Raw genomic sequence first — 16801 nt, forward strand, 5'->3', positions numbered from 1 at the left:
CAGCGCCATCCTCCCTACCATTCATTCATCGCTCAGGGAGAAACAGATGACACGCTTGATCAAGACATTGCGCCAGAACCAGCTCACGCTGACCAAGACCGCCAGCTATTACGTGATCCACATCACCGTGGCCGCCTGCGTTGCCTATGCCGTGACCGGCAATCTGATTGCCTCGCTGACTCTGAGCCTGCTGGAGCCCACGGTCCAGGCCTTTGCCTTCTTCTTCCATGAAAAAGTCTGGGAGCGTCGCCTGAAGAAACGCGAGCAGCAAGCGCTTGCCGGACAGGCGCTGAGCGCCTGAGAGCCGCCGATGAACGCCGACCACCCCGCCACTTTTGCGCAATGGCTGCTGCGCTCCCTGGCCACGCTTGGCGACTGCAACGGCCAGCTCGATGATCTGTAGAAATCCTGTTTACAAGCTTCTTGATAAGCCATGGATAGATATTGAACACTCTAGGCCTTTTCTGATTTTCTGATCATCAAGACTGGAAGCCATCCGGGCTCAGCTCTACGACACCAGCGGTGTCTGTGGATAAGTCATGCAGAACATGCCAATTCGGCCTTCCGCCCATGGGTTTGCGGCTATTTGCCAAACCGGGGCCAGGGCCAACAATGGCCGGGAATCCAAGGAGTTCCCATGCAGCTTGCAGACCCCCAGACATCCGCAGACCTCAACCGCCATGACGAACAATGGCTGAGCGCCCACTGGATGCCGTTCACCGGCAACCGCAACTTCAAGGCTAGGCCCCGGATCATCACCGGCGCACAGGGCGCCTACTACAGCGATGCCGACGGCCGGCGCATTTTCGACGGCCTCTCGGGCCTGTGGTGCTCGGGTCTGGGTCATGGCCGCCGCGAGATCGCCGAGGCCATTGGACAGGCCGCGCTGCAGCTCGACTACGCTCCCGCCTTCCAGTTCGGCCACCCGGCTTCGTTCGCGCTGGCCAACCGCATCGTGGCACTGATGCCGCAGGGGCTTGAGCATGTGTTCTTCACCGGCTCGGGCTCGGAAGCCGCCGACACCTCGCTGAAGATGGCGCGCGCCTACTGGCGCGCCAGGGGCCTGGGCAGCAAGACCCGGCTGATCGGGCGCGAGAAGGGCTATCACGGCGTGAACTTTGGCGGCATCTCGGTGGGCGGCATGGGGGGCAACCGCAAGATGTTCGGCCAGGGGATCGAAGCCGACCATCTGCCGCACACCCAGCCGCCACCCGGTTCGTTCTTCAAGGGCCAGCCCCAGACCGATGGCCGCGCCCTGGCAGACCGGTTGCTCGATCTGATCGCCCTGCATGACGCCAGCAATATCGCCGCCGTGATCGTGGAGCCCATGTCAGGCTCGGGCGGGGTGGTGATTCCCCCCGCCGGCTATCTGCAGCGTTTGCGCGAAATCTGCACCCAGCACGACATCCTGCTGATCTTCGACGAGGTCATCACCGGCTTTGGACGCCTCGGAGCAATGACGGCGGCAGAGGCCTTTGGCGTGACGCCGGACATCATGAATATCGCCAAGCAGGTCAGCAATGGCGCCCAGCCGCTGGGAGCCTGCGTGGTCTCGCCCGCCATCTATGAGCAGTTCATGGCAGCCGGAGGGCCGGAGTACATGCTGGAATTTGCCCACGGCTATACCTATTCGGCCCATCCCGTGGCCTGCGCGGCAGGCATTGCGGCACTGGATCTGCTGGAGCGGGAAGACGGCCCGGGCCGTGTGCGCGCGCTGTCACCCTTTTTCGAGCAGGCCGTGCACAGTCTCAAGGGCGCCAGGCATGTGCTGGACGTCCGCAATATCGGCCTGGCGGCGGGCATCACGATCGCCCCTCTGCCCGGCGAGCCCGCCAGACGCCCTTACGAGATCGCCATGAAATGCTGGGAGGCCGGCTTTTATGTGCGCTACGGCGGCGACACGATTCAGCTGGCACCGCCGTTCATCAGCGAGCAGGCCGAGATCGAGCGGCTGATCAATGCACTCGGCGATGCGCTACAGGCCACCGATTGAACTATGAAATCAATAGCCTCAATCGCTTACCCCGTAAGTGATTGAAGCCTTTTTTATCTCAATTCAGGAAAGCTGTGCCGCCAGAGCTTCGAATTCGGCGACCGGCACTTCCTCCGCGCGGCGCTGCAGATCGAACTCGCCCGCAAAACCCTTGGCTTCCAGCCACTTGCCCAGGGTGTTGCGCAAGATCTTGCGGCGCTGACTGAAAGCGACCTGCACCAGCTCTTCCAGCAGCTTGGGATCGAGATCCGCAGGCTGCTCGCGCGGGACCATGCGCACCACGGCGCTGTCCACCTTGGGAGGCGGATTGAAGCTGCCCGGCGGCACGAACAGCACATCCTCCATGGCGTAGCGCCATTGCAGCATCACCGACAGACGGCCGTAGGCCGAGGTGCCGGCGTCGGCCACCATGCGGTCGATGACTTCCTTTTGCAGCATGAAATGCTGGTCCTGCACCACATCCACCTGCTCCAGCAGATGAAAAAGAATGGGGCTGGAGATGTTGTAGGGCAGATTGCCGACCACACGCAGCTTGGCCACACCCAGACGCGCAGCCAGCGCACGGAAGTCCACCTTGAGCACGTCGGACTCGACCACATCGAGATCGTCGCGCAGACGCAGACGGGCCGCCAGGTCGCGGTCCAGCTCGATCACGGTGAGCTTTCCCAGGCGCTCGACCAGGGGCTGGGACAGTGCCATCAGGCCGGGGCCGATCTCGACCATGGGTTCGCCCGCCTTGGGATCGATGGCCTGGACGATGTTGTCGATGATGGCGCCGTCGGTCAGGAAGTTCTGGCCGAAGCGCTTGCGGGGAATATGTTTCATGAATGCGAAAGCGGTGCCTGGGCACCGCTTGGAATGGGGGGGAGCTCCGATGCCCGGTGCGCAATGATGACACTACCGGGCACTCAAGCGGATTGAATGGGCTTATTGGGGTGGCTCGCGGTATTCCACAAAGGCCTTGCCGCGCAGCTCCTTGAGCCAGGTTTCGTAGTCCTGCTCGGCCTTGCGCTCGCGCACCACGTTGCGCACCATTTCGCGCTGTTCGCGTTCGGTGAGCTTTTCCTGGCGACGCTCGATCAGCTGAATCAGGTGCACGCCGAACCGCGACACCACGGGGTTGCTGATCTGGCCGGGCTGGAGGCTGTCGAGCACGCGCTCGAACTCGGGCACGAACTGACCTGGCGAGGACCAGCCCAGATCACCGCCATTGCGGGCGCTGCCGTCCTTGGAGAACTCCTGCGCCAGTTGCTGGAAGGTGGCCTGACCGGCTTCCACGCGACGCTTGTAGTCCTCCAGACGCTTGGCCGCCTGCGCTTCGGTCATGCCCTCACCTACGGTCAGCAGGATATGGCGGGCGTGATTCTGCGTGATGTACACGGGCGCACCGGACTGGGACTTCTCCAGCACCTTGAGCACGTGGAAACCAGCACCCGAACGGAACGGGCCGACGATGGCGCCGACCGCGGCATTGCCCACCTGCTGGACAAACAGCTCGGGGTAGTCGCTCATGGCGCGCATGCCCATGGCGCCGCCGCCCTGGCCATTGGGCACATCCGAGAACTCGCGCACGGCAGCGATGAAGTCGGGGTTCTTGCGCGCCGCTTCTGCGGCCTGCTTGGCCTTGGCCTCGCGCTCCGCCACTACGGCCGGGCTGGCGTTTTCAGGCACGGTGATCAGGATATGGCCGAGATTGGCGGCGGCACCCGCAGCCGCCTCGCCGGGGCGCTTTTGCTCCTTGAGATAGCGGTCGATATCGGCTTCCGTGACCTTGACGCGGCCGTCCACGTCACGCTCGCGCACGCGCTGCATCAGCATCTGGCTGCGGATTTCCGCACGGAACTGCGCTTCGGAAATGCCTTCTGCCCTCAGGCGCGACACCAGGCCGGCCTTGTCGGTGCTGTTCTGGCGAGCCACATTGGCCACGGCCTGGTCCACGGCCAGGTTGTCGACATTGATGCCCGTGTCCTTGGCTTCCTGCAACTGCACGCGCTCGACAATCAGGCGCTCCAGCACCTGTCGGGCCAGCTCGCTCTGAGACGGAAGCTGGCCGCCCTGCTCGGTCACGTTCTGCGCCACACGCGCCATGCGCGCACGCACCTCGTTGTTGGTGATGGGCTCGGAATTGACCACGGCCACGATGTAGTCGGCCGAACGAACTCCCTGCGCGGCTGTTGGAGCCTGGCGCCCCGAGGGCTGTGCCGTGGCCTCCAGTGCGCGCGAGACGGAGGAGTCATTGCCGGCCTTGGCCTTGCTGCCGGGGCTCTTCAGACCCTGGGCCTGCACACCGGCAGCCATTACAGCCAGTGCTACGGCAACAGCACATGCATTGGATGTCTTGGAGAAAAAACGCATGAAAAAAGCCTTGATTAATCGTAATTGGTAAAGCGGCTGGGCGGAGTCACCGCCTCACGCAAATATTGGTAGCGCGGCACATTCTGCTTGAGACTGGAGGTGGGGTCGGCACCAAAGCTCAGGCGCGAGAAGCCCACGAACTCCATCTGGAACAGCAGACGCAGATTGGACTGGATGACCGAGCTTTGCAGACGCTCCAGCACCACTCGGCCAATCCAGCAGCAACCGTCGTATTCGAAGCCGACCACGGTATCCACCAGCTTGTTGTCCTTGATGGAGTAGTTGAGGCGGCCCACGGCATACCAACGACCGCCACCCTGACCGCGACCGGCGCCCAGATCCTTGCCCTTGTCGCCCCAGAGATCGTTGATCGGCCATTGCCAACCCACATCCACCAGCTCGCTGGACGGCTTCTTGGTGACCGTATCCAGCTGCGTGCGGTAGCCGATGTTGAAGGTGCGATAGTTGCCCGGGCTGTAACGCGCCGTGGCCGTGGTACGGACCGTGCGGTTCAAGTCCTTGTTGTACTGGGTCGTGCCTTCCAGAGACCACTTGTCGGTCCAGTTGAAGGCCGCGCCCAGCAAGATGTCGGAAAGCTTGCTGGTGGCGGCCACCTCTCCGGGCAGCAGCACACGCTGGTCGGACAGGCGCACACGCTGGGCCACGGCGAACTTGAGCTTCTCGGCACCGCTTTCGGGGTCGATGAAGCGCGAAGTCGCGCCCAGGGTCACCAGATGGTTGTCGGCAATGCGGTCCTGACCGACATAGTCGTTCTCGGAAAAAATACTCGCGAAGTTGAAGTCGCTGCGCCCCGTGTCATAGAGCGGCAGCATGCTCTGGTCGCGATAAGGCGTATAGGTATAGAAGGCCCGGGGCTCGAAGGTCTGCAGCAGGTTCTTGCCGAACCACGAGGTGTCGCGCTCGAAGATCAGGCCGCTGTCCAGGCTGAAGGTGGGCAGAGTGCGGTTGGCGCTCTTGCTGCCGTTGCTCATCAGCTGATCGGTCTGATACATGGCCGTATGCAGCATCAGCTTGGGCGTGATGAAGGCACCAGGCGACAGGAATGGCTGGCTCAGCTGCGCCTGCACATAGCTGCGCTGGCCGTTGTTGCCCACCTGGCCCGTGATGGGGCGAATCAGCTCGAAACGCGTGGTGTCGGCCACCACGGAGAAATCCAGCCCATGCGGCAGATCCAGCGGCGTATAGCGGTACTGCAGCTGCGGCACCATGCTGTAGGGCGGCGCAATCGGCGAAGTTACATCCTGCTGCACCTGATAGCGCAGCACATTGAGGCTCAGCACCCCATCGCCCTTGGCCCAGCTCAGATTGGCCGTGCTGGGCAGCAGGCGCTGGCGCAACGCCACGGGCGCCAGGCGAAAGTCACGCCAGTAGTCGCCGTCGCTGACGCGGTTCAGGTTGAGGTTCAGCCCCAGACCGCCAATCGGCGTGTCAAAGCTTGCGCGATGCTGCCAGGAATAGCCCCAGCGATCCCGGTTGCGCAGATTGTCGCCCGGCATGTAGCTGGCATAGGTCTCGCCCGAGTAGCTGGGCTCCAGATAGCGGAACTGTCCCGTCAGGTTCACGCCGCGCTTGGTCATCAGCGTGGGCGTGATGGTCATATCGCGGTTGGGGGCGATATTCCAGTAATAAGGCTGCGAATACTCGATGCCGCCGAGCTTGTCCATGCCAATCATGGGCGGCAGCAGGCCCGATTTGCGCTTGTCCGAGAGCGGAAAGCTCATGCGCGGCACGGGCAGGACGGTCACGCCCTTGAACTTCAGGGACGCGCCCTCGGCCACGCCCACCTCTTCGGCCATGTCCAGGTGAATGGTCTTGGCTTCCAGCACCCAGGCCGGCTCCCAGCTGGCCTCGTCATCGCGCTGGCAGGTGGTGTAGGTGGCGTCATGGACCACCGAACGGCTCTTGTCGATGAAATCCACGCGCGACGACTCGCCATGGCCGCCGGTGGCCAGAAAGCGATAGTTGGCATTGTCGAACTGGCCCTTGAAGGCATCCATCTGCAGATCCAGCGCCGTGCCCTCGTAGACATTGCCGGCCTGGTTGATATGGACCGAGCCCACGGCGTTGATCCTGTCATCCGGAACCGCGTAGTCCAGCTTGTCCGCACGGATCATGGTGTCGCCACGGCGCAGCTCGGCCTCGCCATGGACCGAGGCCTTGATATCGGGCTGGCCGGAGAGGCTGTCACCCTTGATATAGGTGGGCTGCTGGTCGCGCACCTCCTGCGGGTAGCTTTCTTGCAGCGCGCTGCTGGACTTGAGCTCCAGGGCCGGCAACTCGCCCGCGACGCTGGAGGAGGACGATCCGCTCGTTTCGGCAGACTGGGCATGGACCTGCATGCCAGCGCCCGCCCATGCCAGTGCCACAGCCCATGCCAGAGGACGAATCACCGGCCGGGCGGTTCCCGCCCGCATCGGACGGGCAGAGCGGACAGGTAGGAAATCTCGCGGATGGGATGGGGATTGCACGATGATCTTGAACGTCAAAAGCGCGCGTGCCCGGGCACACGTCAACAGAAAACCGAGAGCCTAGCACCACTGTCCACAGATGCGGCGGCATCGGTTTGTAAAATCCGATTATCCATGACCGCTCCTATCACCCCCACAGTTGGCGTTGCCTGGGCAGATTCTGCCCGCCACGCCGCATTCGACGCCTGGCTGGCACCGCTGGCTGAAAAGCACCAGCTGCTTCCCGCAACCCTGCGCCCCGCTTCGGCCGATGCCAGCTTTCGCCGCTATCTGCGCCTGGATCGCAGCGATGGCAGCAGCCTGATCGTCATGGACGCGCCGCCCGACAAGGAAGATTGCACGCCCTTTGCCAAGGTTCAGGGCCTGATGAGCCAGGCCGGCCTGTGCGTGCCGCAGATTCTGGACTGGGACGCCGGCCATGGCTTCATGCTGCTGAGCGACCTGGGCGGCCAGACCGTCATCGAGGCTCTGAACCCCGAAAAGCCCCAGGATGCCGAAGCCTGGTACCGCTCCGCAGTCGAGGTCCTGCTGGACTGGCAGCTGGCCTCCAAGGCCGGCAATGCCGGAGCCTTGCCGCTCTATGACGAAGCCCTGCTGCGCCGCGAGCTACAGCTGTTTCCCGACTGGTACATCGCCAAGCACCGTCAGTTCACGCTGGACGACAAGCAGCAGGCCCTGCTCGGCAAGACCTTCGATCAGATCGTCGCCCACAATCTGCAGGCTCCCTGCGTCTATGTGCACCGTGACTTCATGATGCGCAACCTGATGCAGCCTGTAGTCAGCGGCGCACCCCTGGGCGTGCTGGACTTTCAGGATGCCGTCTACGGCCCCATCACCTATGACATCGCCAGCTTGCTGCGTGATGCCTTCATCAGCTGGGAAGAGGACTTCATCATCGACATCACCATCCGTTACTGGGAAAAGGCCCGCAAGGCCGGTCTGGTGGGCGCCAACAGCGCCAGCGGCTGGGGCGACGACTTCGGCGAGTTCTACCGTGGGGTTGAATGGATGGGTCTGCAGCGCCACCTCAAGGTTGCGGGTATCTTTGCGCGCCTGACACTGCGCGACGGCAAGCCCAAATACCTGGCCGATGCGCCACGTTTCATCCACTACATCCGCTCCACCTGCAACCGCTATCGCGCACTGGGCCCGTTCCTCAAATTGATCGACGAGATCGAGGGTATCCAGACGCAGGTGGGTTACGCCTACGGAAGAATGTAGATACCCCCTGAGCCGCTTTGCGGCTTCCCCCTCTCTCGCTTCGCGGAGGAGGACGACACCGGCGCGGCGGGGCGGCCCTTGCGCGGTGTCCATGGATTAGAGTGCGCCAGTTTTAAAGGCTGCGAAGCAGCTCTAACCACAAGTAACAAATATCAATTCTCCCTATGCCGCGCTATCACTGCCCTATCCCTTTGCATCTTGGCAACGAGCTGGACCTGCCTGCAGGTGCTGCCCGCCATGTGCAGGTGCTGCGCCACCAGCCCGGCGATGTCATCACCCTGTTCGAGGGCCAGACCGGCAACGGTTTTACCGGTGGCGAGTTTCAAGCCACTATCACCCATATGGGCCGCAGCGATGTCGGCGTGCGCGTGGACAGCCACAGCCCGGTCGAGCGTGAAGCCGCCCGTGCCGTACACCTCGTTGTGGGCATGCCTGCCAATGAGCGCATGGACTGGCTGGTGGAAAAAGCCACCGAGCTGGGCGTGGCCAGCATTCAGCCCGTAATGGCGGCGCGCAGCGTGCTCAAACTCAAGGGCGACCGCGCCGACAAGAAGATCGAGCGCTGGCAATCAATTGCCGTCTCGGCCTGCGAGCAATGCGGCCGCAACCAGGTGCCCGTGATTCACGCACCCCAGTCGCTGGCCGACTGGCTGCGCAGCCAGCAGGCAGCAGCGGCCGATGCGGCGCGTCTGGTGCTGTCGCTGCGCGAAGGCAATCAGCCGCTGCGTACCGCCGCAGGGGATGCCCAGGCAGTCTGGGTATTGCATGGCCCCGAAGGGGGTCTGACCGCCCAGGAAGAAGACTGGGCCCTGGAGCAGGGCTGGAAACCTGCCAGCCTAGGCTCCCGCGTGCTGCGCGCTGAAACGGCATCTGTTGCCGCCCTGTCCCTGCTGGCCCTGGAGTAAATCAATGAGCAGCTGTCACCTCTCTCTGGCCAAGCCCGAGTTTTATACGCAGAGCTTTCGCGTGGAGGCCCCCGAGTCTCTGCCCGAGGCCGTGCTGACCCCAAGGCGCATGGGTCTCATCATCGTCAATGCAGCCGCAGAATCCTCTGCAGCGCTGCTGGGCCGAACGTTTATAGCTCCCGAAGAAGGAGCGCCTGCACTGCCTGTGGAGCGGGTGCTGGTGCCTGCCAGCTTCGGTCTGGTGCCGCACTGGGTGAAGTCGGCGTCTGACGGCCGCCTGCGCGCGCTCAAGCTGGTGAACGCAAAGATAGACAACCTGACCACTGGAACAGCGTTCCGCGATGCCTGGCTGGCCGGCCAGCGCTGCATCGTGCCGCTGCAGTCCTTTCAGGTCGACGACCTGCGCCCCGGCAAGCCCCTGCCCACACGCATCACCCGTGTGGACAACCAGCCCATGGGCGCCGCCGGTGTCTGGGCACGCTGGGTGGGCGAGGACGGTGAGGTCATCGTCAGCTATGCCCTCATCACCATCAATGCCAATGCCCATGCGCTGATGAACCGTTACGGCCAGCCCGGCAACGACAAGGCCATGCCAGCCATCCTCAACGAAGGCGCATACGACGCCTGGCTCAATGCCAAGGTCAACAAGGCCAAGGAGTTTCTGCGCCCCTACCCGGCGGAAAAACTGCGTGCCAACCCCGTGGAAAAAGGCCGCAAACAGCCGCCACAGCAGTGGTAATCAGGGGGCTGGAAACTGCTGTTCCAGCCACTGCTCGAGCCGCGCAAACACGGAGGCTGCCAGCTCGGGGCTCTCGTTGAAGATCTCGTGATAGGCCGCCTCGAAACACTTGGCCTGCACCAGATCGCCCGGAGCCTGGGCGGCAAAGGCCGCACTGCCGGCCGGGTTGACCAGCTTGTCCTCGCCCGCCCACAGCAGCAGCGTGGGCACGCACCAGGCTGGCGCCTTGGACAGCACATGGCGGCCGGCCTCGGCCATATAGCGCGCCAGCCGGGCGCTGATGCGTCTGTGCTGCAGTGCATCGGCGTCATAGGCCAGCGCTACTGCGGGATCATGCGAGAGATGCGCGGACTGCACGCCATTGGCCACGCGCAAATTGGGCAGCAGTCTGGGCAGGCTCGCCACCAGCGCCTTCTGCACTCCCGACAGATGCAGGGCCAGCGCCGGAGAGGACAGCACCAGTCCATCCACATGACGCAGGCCGGACGCAACAAAATCCGCCGCCACCAGTCCACCCAGACTGTGCCCCAGCAGCACCAAGGGCTGATGCTTGGGCATGGCTGCACGGGTAGCGTCCAGCACCACCGCCAGATCGTCGAGCAAGCGCATATCGCTGGTCAGGCCGCCCTGCGGCCCGCCCGACAGGCCGTGGCCGTACTGGTCATAGGCCCGCACCGCAAAGCCCAGCTCGTTGAGCCGCTGCGCCAGTGCGGCATAGCGTCCGCTGTGCTCGCCCAGGCCGTGCACCAGCAGCACCTGGGCACGGGACTTGACGCCCGACGCCAGCGGCCAGTCGCGCAGCGCAAGCTGGGTGGCGTCCGATGCGGCCATATGCAGCAGCCGGGGCGGATGGGTACTGGAATCGGTGGGCGTCATGCACGATCTCATCAGGCTGGCAAGAGCTTGCAGGATGCAGCCGCCGCCAGCGCACGTCAACCGTGGCAGTCCCCGGTCCGGCCATGGCGACCGGTCACGTTGTTATCAAGGAAGAGAGCGCCGGAAGCTTTGGCGACCATCGCCAGCGGCTGTGCTCTCGATACTTGCATCAGGCCTGTGCAGCCTCGGTCTGATGACGGGCCATGGCGGCAATCACCTCGGCCACCGAAGCCGTGAGCTTCTTGGCATAGGGCACATGGAGGAACTCGTTGGGACCGTGAGCATTACTCTTGGGGCCCAGCACGCCGCAGACCATCATCTGCGCCTTGGGGAAGCCCTTGCTCAGCATATTCATCAGCGGAATCGTGCCGCCCTGGCCGATATAGCCGCAACCGGCGCCGAAATGGGCCCGGCTGGCGGCATTGAGCGCATTCTCGAACCAGCCGTCCATGCCCGGGGCATTCCAGCCACTCGAGCTGGACAGGCCTTCCCAGGTCACCCTGGCCTCATAGGGCGCGTTGTCCTCCAGCAGGGCCTTCATCTCCTGCACGCAAGCTGCGGCATCGACCAGCGGCGGCAGCCGCAGGCTGAGCTTGAAGGCCGTGTAGGGACGCAGCACATTGCCGGCATTTTGCAGATTGGGCATGCCCTCCACACCGGTCACGCTCAGCGTGGGCTCCCAGGTGCGGCGCACCAGGGCCTGGACCGGGTCGGTGGTCGTGGGCAGGGACACACGGGCCGAGCCGCCGCAGTCGTAATGCGCCCAGGGAAAGCGCGCATAGGCATCCTCGCCGAGGATCTCCGCCGTGGCGCGGATCTGTGCCATGCGCTCGTCTGGCACCTCGCAGTGAAAGCTCTGCGGCAGCACGCGGCCGTTCTTGCTGTCCTCGAGACGGTCCAGCACCTGACGCATGATGCGAAAGGACGAGGGCACCACGCCCGAGGCATCGCCCGAGTGCACGCCCTCGGTGAGGATCTGCACCTTGAGCGTGCCGCTGGCCATGCCGCGCAGGCTGGTGGTCAGCCACAGCTGGTCGTAGTTGCCGGCACCGCTGTCCAGACAGATCACCAGGCCCACATCGCCCAGGCGCGGGCGCAAGGCATCCACATAGGGCAGCAGATCGGCCGAGCCGCTTTCCTCGCAGGTCTCGATGATGGCCACGATGCGCGGATGGGGCACGTTCTGGCGCTTGAGCTCCTGAATCGCCGCCACGCTGGCATAGACCGCATAGCCGTCATCGGCTCCACCACGGCCATAGAGCTTGCCGTCTTCGTACTTGGGCGTCCAGGGACCCAGATCGTTGCGCCAGCCTTCGAACTCGGGTTGCTTGTCGAGGTGGCCGTACATCAGCACCGTGGGGCTGGTCGAGGCCTTCTCGGCCGTGCCTTCCACCTCGAAGAAGATGAGCGGCGTGCGACCCGGCTGCTGAATCACTTCCAGCTTCAGCCCGGCCACCTTCTGCGCTTCCACCCAGGCCGCAGCGTTGCGCAGCACGGTGGCGATATGGCCTTGCTGCTCCCAATCGGGCGCAAACATGGGCGACTTGGCGGGGATGGTGATGTAGTTCGTCAGCTCCGGGACGATGCTCTGGTCCCACTGCTGGGTGATGTGCTGCAGCGCATCCTGGGGCTGCAGCAGATTGGCGGGAGTACGTGCGTTCATGGTCGGCTCCTTCTGTGACGGGGCGACGAGCCATGGCAGGCCCGCGCCATGTCCATGATTGTGCGCCATTGCCGGTGGCTGCACCGCAGGCATTGGCATGGCAGTGCCGGCGCCCCCCATTGGGGCTGCCAGCCTGGTCGGCCGGCACTCTGCCGCTTTGGGGTCATTCACGCTGACGATGATCAGCACACTGGCCAGCGCATGTGCCTGGCCCGGCAGCCAAGGCCGCCGCGCCGATTCACTCCGGCCAGGTTATCACTTCATATTTGATAGCTCATTGCGCTTATCAGATAACAAATTCAATATCAATCGACATAAAATTCATTGCAGATAAGCGCTATAAGCTATTTTTTTAATAGCAAATCATGCATGTTCGAAGTGAAACACCGCCGTCGTTGCCAGCAGATTGGGCAGGCTGCGCACCACCTGGCCGTTCTGCAGGCCGAAGGAGTCGCGAATACGCAAGCGGTTCTTGGTGGCCAGCACTTCAAAGTCCTTGTAGGTGCCCACGCGGATATTCGGCGTGTCATACCACTGATAGGGCAGACGACGCGTGACCGGCATGCGCCCGCGCAGTACGGACAGACGGTTTTGCCAATGTGCGAAATTGGGGAAGGCGACCACGCCCTGCTTGCCGATGCGGGCCGTCTCCCGCAGCATCACCTCGGCATTGCGAAGATGCTGCAGCGTGTCGATCTGCAGCACCACGTCAAAGCTGTTGTCGCCGAAGATGGCCAGGCCGTCCTCCAGATTGAGCTGCAGCACGTTCACGCCGCGGCGCGTACAGGCCAGCACATTGGCGTCGTCCAGCTCCACGCCATAGCCCGTGCAGCCGCGCTCGCGCACCAGATGCTCCAGCAACGCGCCGTCGCCACAACCCAGGTCCAGCACGCGTGCGCCCTGCGGCACCAGCTGGGCAATGGCTTTCATGGTGGTCAACTCGGTCATGCGGCGTCTCCTGCGCGTTCGGTGGTCTTCAGTTCCTTGGCAATGCCCTCGAAATAGGAGCGCATCACGCTCATATAGCGCGGGTCGTCGAGCAAAAACGCATCATGACCATGGGGTGCGTCGATCTCGGCATAGCTGACGTCGCGGTTGTTCTCCAGCAGCGACTTGACGATCTCGCGGCTGCGCGCCGGCGCAAAGCGCCAGTCCGTCGTGAAGCTCACCAGCAGGAAGCGGGCCTTGGCCACGGCCAGTGCCCGGGTCAGATCGCCGTCATGGGAGCGCGCCGGATCGAAATAGTCCAGGGCGCGCGTGATGAGCAGATAGGTGTTGGCATCGAAGTAGCCGCTGAACTTCTCGCCCTGGTAGCGCAGATAGCTCTCGATCTGGAACTCCACATCCTGAGTGCTGTACTTGAGCTTCAGGCCGTCGCGCAGCTGACGACCGAACTTCTGGTTCATCACGTCATCGCTGAGATAGGTGATGTGACCGACCATGCGCGCGATGCGCAGGCCGCGCGCGGGCACCACGCCATGCTCGTAGAAATGGCCGCCGTTGAAATCCGGGTCGGTGACGATGGCGCGGCGCGCCACCTCGTTGAAGGCAATGTTCTCGGCGTTCAGATTGGGCGCGCTGGCCACCACCACGGCATGGCGCATGCGCTCGGGATAGCGCAGCGACCAAGACAGGGCCTGCATGCCGCCCAGGCTGCCGCCCAGCACGGCGGCCAGCGTCTGAATCCCCAGCCGGTCCAGCAGACGCGCCTGCGCATCCACCCAGTCTTCCACCGTCACCACTGGGAAATCCGCGCCATAGGGCTTGCCCGTGGCCGGGTTGGTGTGCATGGGGCCGGTAGAGCCGAAGCAGGAGCCCAGATTGTTGATGCCGATGACAAAGAACTTGTCGGTATCGACGGGCTTGCCCGGACCGATCATGTTGTCCCACCAGCCTTCGCTCTTGGGCTGGCCCTCATAGCTGCCGGCTACATGGTGGGAGGCATTGAGCGCATGACAGACCACGATGGCATTGCTCTTGTCGGCATTGAGCTGGCCATAGGTCTCGAAGGCAAGGTCGTAATCGGCGATGGAACCACCGCTTTGCAAGGGCAGCGGTTCATCAAAATGCATGAACTGAGGTGTCGCGATGAAGGACATATGAAAAAACCCGGCATCGCTAAAAACGAGGCCGGGTCGGTGTACTGTCACTTCGCGGACGGGTCTTTAGCTGGATTTATAAAGCGCCCGCAAGCTTTGGCAAATCGGCGCGTGAAAAGTGCAGTGTACTGCATTCGCTGCGCCTGCCCGAGGGCTGCAGATGTCACAACACCGCATCCCCTATCGGGCCAGCGCAGAAAGCTACATTTCCTGTAGCGTCATACCTTGGTCAGAAGCGCGGCGATACCCAGGACCAGGAAGATCACCGCGCACACCCGGTGAATCGTCTTGATGGGCAGCTTCTTGGTGATCTTCTCGCCAAACCACACCACCGGCGCATTGGCCAGCATCATGCCAAGGGTGGTGCCGGCCACCACCCAGTAGTAGGCCAGCGGGTACTTGGCGGCCAGGCCAACCGTGGCCAGCTGGGTCTTGTCACCCATCTCGGCCAGGAAGAACAACAACAGCGTGGTGCCAAAAACACCCCAGCGCCCGGCACCATTGCCGGTGTCGTCATCGTCGAGCTTGTCGGGAATCAGCATCCAGCCTGCCATGAGGATGAATGAAACGCCCAGTATCCAGCGCAGCACATCGGGGCCGAGTACCGTGGTGATCCAGTTGCCCACGGCGCCGGCCAGGGCATGGTTGACCAGCGTCGCCACAAAAATGCCCGCAACAATGGGCAGGGGTTTGCGGAACTTCGCCGCCAGTACCAATGAGAGGAGTTGGGTCTTGTCCCCCATCTCGGCCAGGGCGACGATGGAGGTGGATATGAGGAAAGCTTCCATGATGGGGAAAGATGGCCGGAGTTGCCAGAACGCATTGATCACGCACCGACTCCGGCCTATCTCTTCATAGGTTTTCTCGGTACGTAATCAATGGTCTCGGCCAGTCGCACTGCGCATTGCACGCTGTGCCGCATGCGCCATAGGTCACGAGGACCCAAGTCTGTTGACGCATGCATCCGGCAGCTGGCTGCCGAACGGCCTACTCCCCAAAGAAAGTAAGCCGTCATTCTATCTGTTTAACCCTGTAAGACAACTGCTTATTTGAATATTCAAAATTTTGTATTTCAGGGTAACTCCCATCAGGACAATGTTGTTACAAGCACGAAATTTGATCTTTTCGAAATACTACGGCTTCTCTTGTGATTCATAATGCATGAGTCTTTGTCTGGAAAGCAATTTCTGGGTGGGGGCAAGTGCGTTAGCGTCTCTAATGTTGTCATCCAAGGCTGACTCCCTAGGGCTCCATCGCGTTTTCAAGTTTTTTCAGGAGTCCAGCATGGGCAACAAGCTTTACGTAGGCAATCTGCCTTACTCTTTCCGCGACCAAGATCTGCAAGACAGCTTCAGCGAATTCGGCACTGTGAACAGCGCCAAGGTGATGATGGAGCGCGACACCGGCCGTTCCAAGGGCTTCGGCTTTGTGGAAATGGGCAGCGATGCCGAGGCACAAGCCGCTATCCAGGGCCTGCACGGCCAAAACCGTGGCGGCCGTGACCTGGTCGTGAACGAAGCACGTCCCATGGAACCCCGTCCTCCCCGTTCCGGCGGCTTTGGCGGCGGCTTCGGTGGCGGCCGTGAAGGCGGTGGCGGTTTCGGCGGTGGCCGTGGTGACGGCGGCTTCGGCGGCGGCCGTGGCGATGGCGGCTACGGCCGTCGCAATAGCTACTAATCAGTTATTGCCAATAACAAAAAAGGATCTTCGGATCCTTTTTTTGTTGCTAAACGTTAGCAACGCGGTTTTCGAGCATTTATTTTTTTCCTGGTTCTCCGTCATAATTCTTTTCTCGGGGCATTTCCCGTTCACAAGCGAATAGGTGTTCAGGGTTCCTTCGCGCGTTTTCCATAAAAATGCAACGACCATCCTGAATTCAATCGCGCCATTGAAGCATTGAGGAGCTAGGAGTTATTAATGGGCAATAAGCTGTATGTCGGCAACCTTCCCTATGGTGTGCGCGACAACGATCTGGAGCAGGCGTTCGGCCAGTTTGGAGCCGTCGCAAGTGCGCGCGTCATGATGGAACGAGACACCGGCCGCTCCAAAGGCTTTGGTTTTGTGGAAATGGCAAGTGAAGCGGAAGCACAGGCTGCCATTCAAGGCATGAATGGCCAACCCCTGGGTGGCCGCAGCCTCGTCGTGAATGAAGCGCGTCCCATGGAACCCCGTCCTCCTCGCTCCGGCGGTTATGGCGGTGGTTTCCGCAGTGAAGGCGGCTTTGGTGGCGGTAATCGCGATGGCGGTTATGGTGGCGGCCGTAATGAAGGCGGTGGCTATGGCCGCGGCGACGGTGGCGGCTACGGCGGTGGCGGCCGCGGTGAAGGCGGCTTCCGCAGCCCCTATGGCTCTGGTCCGCGTCACGGTGGCCGCGGCGGCTACGGTGGTGGCAATAACCACGGCGAATAAGCCTCTTTCACCTCTGTAAATAAAGGCACGTCATCGTGCCTTTATTTATTTG

15 protein-coding genes are annotated in these 16801 nt (G+C 62.5%); 7 read left to right on the forward strand and 8 right to left on the reverse strand.

Annotated elements, in window-relative coordinates; genetic code table 11:
- The first annotated feature begins 46 nt into the window (after nt 1–46).
- Both ACLBXN_RS16040 and ACLBXN_RS16045 read left to right on the forward strand, forming a co-directional pair.
- A complete protein-coding gene (locus tag ACLBXN_RS16040; RefSeq protein ID WP_003066898.1) occupies nt 47–301 on the forward strand; it encodes a DUF2061 domain-containing protein in 255 nt (84 codons plus the stop codon).
- 336 nt (nt 302–637) lie between these two features.
- Nucleotides 638–1993, forward strand: a complete 1356-nt coding sequence (locus ACLBXN_RS16045; protein WP_447612801.1) for an aminotransferase class III-fold pyridoxal phosphate-dependent enzyme — start codon at nt 638–640, stop codon at nt 1991–1993.
- Between the two features lie 63 nt (nt 1994–2056).
- On the opposite strand, the gene rsmA is transcribed toward ACLBXN_RS16045, so the two are convergent.
- The 3 genes from rsmA to ACLBXN_RS16060 form a co-directional block, all read right to left on the reverse strand.
- The gene (gene rsmA, locus ACLBXN_RS16050; RefSeq protein WP_447612802.1) at nt 2057–2818 is read right to left on the reverse strand and encodes a 16S rRNA (adenine(1518)-N(6)/adenine(1519)-N(6))-dimethyltransferase RsmA; all 762 of its coding nucleotides are present in this window, start codon (nt 2816–2818) and stop codon (nt 2057–2059) included.
- A 102-nt stretch (nt 2819–2920) separates the two neighbouring features.
- Entirely contained in the window at nt 2921–4348 is a 1428-nt protein-coding gene (locus ACLBXN_RS16055) for a peptidylprolyl isomerase (RefSeq protein WP_447612803.1), read from the reverse strand.
- Nucleotides 4349–4362: 14 nt separating this feature from the next.
- Nucleotides 4363–6783 carry an LPS-assembly protein LptD gene (locus ACLBXN_RS16060; RefSeq protein WP_447612804.1) on the reverse strand — a complete coding sequence of 807 codons (2421 nt, stop codon included), beginning with the start codon at nt 6781–6783 and terminating at the stop codon, nt 4363–4365.
- A 168-nt stretch (nt 6784–6951) separates the two neighbouring features.
- Here ACLBXN_RS16060 and ACLBXN_RS16065 point away from each other — a divergent pair, with 168 nt between their 5' ends.
- The 3 genes from ACLBXN_RS16065 to ACLBXN_RS16075 all read left to right on the forward strand — a co-directional run bounded on the left by ACLBXN_RS16065 (nt 6952) and on the right by ACLBXN_RS16075 (nt 9702).
- A complete protein-coding gene (locus ACLBXN_RS16065) occupies nt 6952–8058 on the forward strand; it encodes an aminoglycoside phosphotransferase family protein (RefSeq protein ID WP_447612805.1) in 1107 nt (368 codons plus the stop codon).
- 164 nt (nt 8059–8222) lie between these two features.
- Nucleotides 8223–8963, forward strand: coding sequence for a 16S rRNA (uracil(1498)-N(3))-methyltransferase (locus ACLBXN_RS16070; RefSeq protein ID WP_407714642.1), 741 nt, complete (start codon nt 8223–8225; stop codon nt 8961–8963).
- Nucleotides 8964–8967: 4 nt separating this feature from the next.
- Nucleotides 8968–9702, forward strand: coding sequence for an SOS response-associated peptidase (locus ACLBXN_RS16075; RefSeq protein ID WP_447612806.1), 735 nt, complete (start codon nt 8968–8970; stop codon nt 9700–9702).
- Here ACLBXN_RS16075 and ACLBXN_RS16080 read toward each other — a convergent pair whose 3' ends face one another.
- From ACLBXN_RS16080 to ACLBXN_RS16100, 5 genes are all read right to left on the reverse strand, one after another.
- Entirely contained in the window at nt 9703–10578 is an 876-nt protein-coding gene (locus ACLBXN_RS16080) for an alpha/beta hydrolase (RefSeq protein ID WP_447612807.1), read from the reverse strand.
- Nucleotides 10579–10747: 169 nt separating this feature from the next.
- Nucleotides 10748–12241, reverse strand: coding sequence for a M20 family metallopeptidase (locus ACLBXN_RS16085; protein WP_211458216.1), 1494 nt, complete (start codon nt 12239–12241; stop codon nt 10748–10750).
- 363 nt (nt 12242–12604) lie between these two features.
- Nucleotides 12605–13189: a methionine biosynthesis protein MetW gene (gene metW, locus ACLBXN_RS16090; protein WP_043004586.1), complete on the reverse strand. Its 585-nt coding sequence runs from the start codon at nt 13187–13189 to the stop codon at nt 12605–12607.
- The gene (gene metX, locus ACLBXN_RS16095; protein ID WP_211458215.1) at nt 13186–14340 is read right to left on the reverse strand and encodes a homoserine O-succinyltransferase MetX; all 1155 of its coding nucleotides are present in this window, start codon (nt 14338–14340) and stop codon (nt 13186–13188) included. Before metX ends, metW begins: the two co-directional genes overlap by 4 nt.
- A gap of 218 nt (nt 14341–14558) precedes the next feature.
- On the reverse strand, nt 14559–15128 hold the full coding sequence (locus ACLBXN_RS16100) for a TMEM165/GDT1 family protein (protein WP_043004584.1): 570 nt from the start codon (nt 15126–15128) through the stop codon (nt 14559–14561).
- 496 nt (nt 15129–15624) lie between these two features.
- Here ACLBXN_RS16100 and ACLBXN_RS16105 point away from each other — a divergent pair, with 496 nt between their 5' ends.
- Both ACLBXN_RS16105 and ACLBXN_RS16110 read left to right on the forward strand, forming a co-directional pair.
- Nucleotides 15625–16017: an RNA recognition motif domain-containing protein gene (locus ACLBXN_RS16105; RefSeq protein ID WP_003072279.1), complete on the forward strand. Its 393-nt coding sequence runs from the start codon at nt 15625–15627 to the stop codon at nt 16015–16017.
- 240 nt (nt 16018–16257) lie between these two features.
- Complete coding sequence (locus tag ACLBXN_RS16110) at nt 16258–16749, forward strand: RNA-binding protein (protein ID WP_343676769.1); 492 nt, start codon at nt 16258–16260, stop codon at nt 16747–16749.
- Nucleotides 16750–16801 lie beyond the last annotated feature (52 nt).

This window comes from Comamonas sp. C24C (assembly GCF_053345995.1).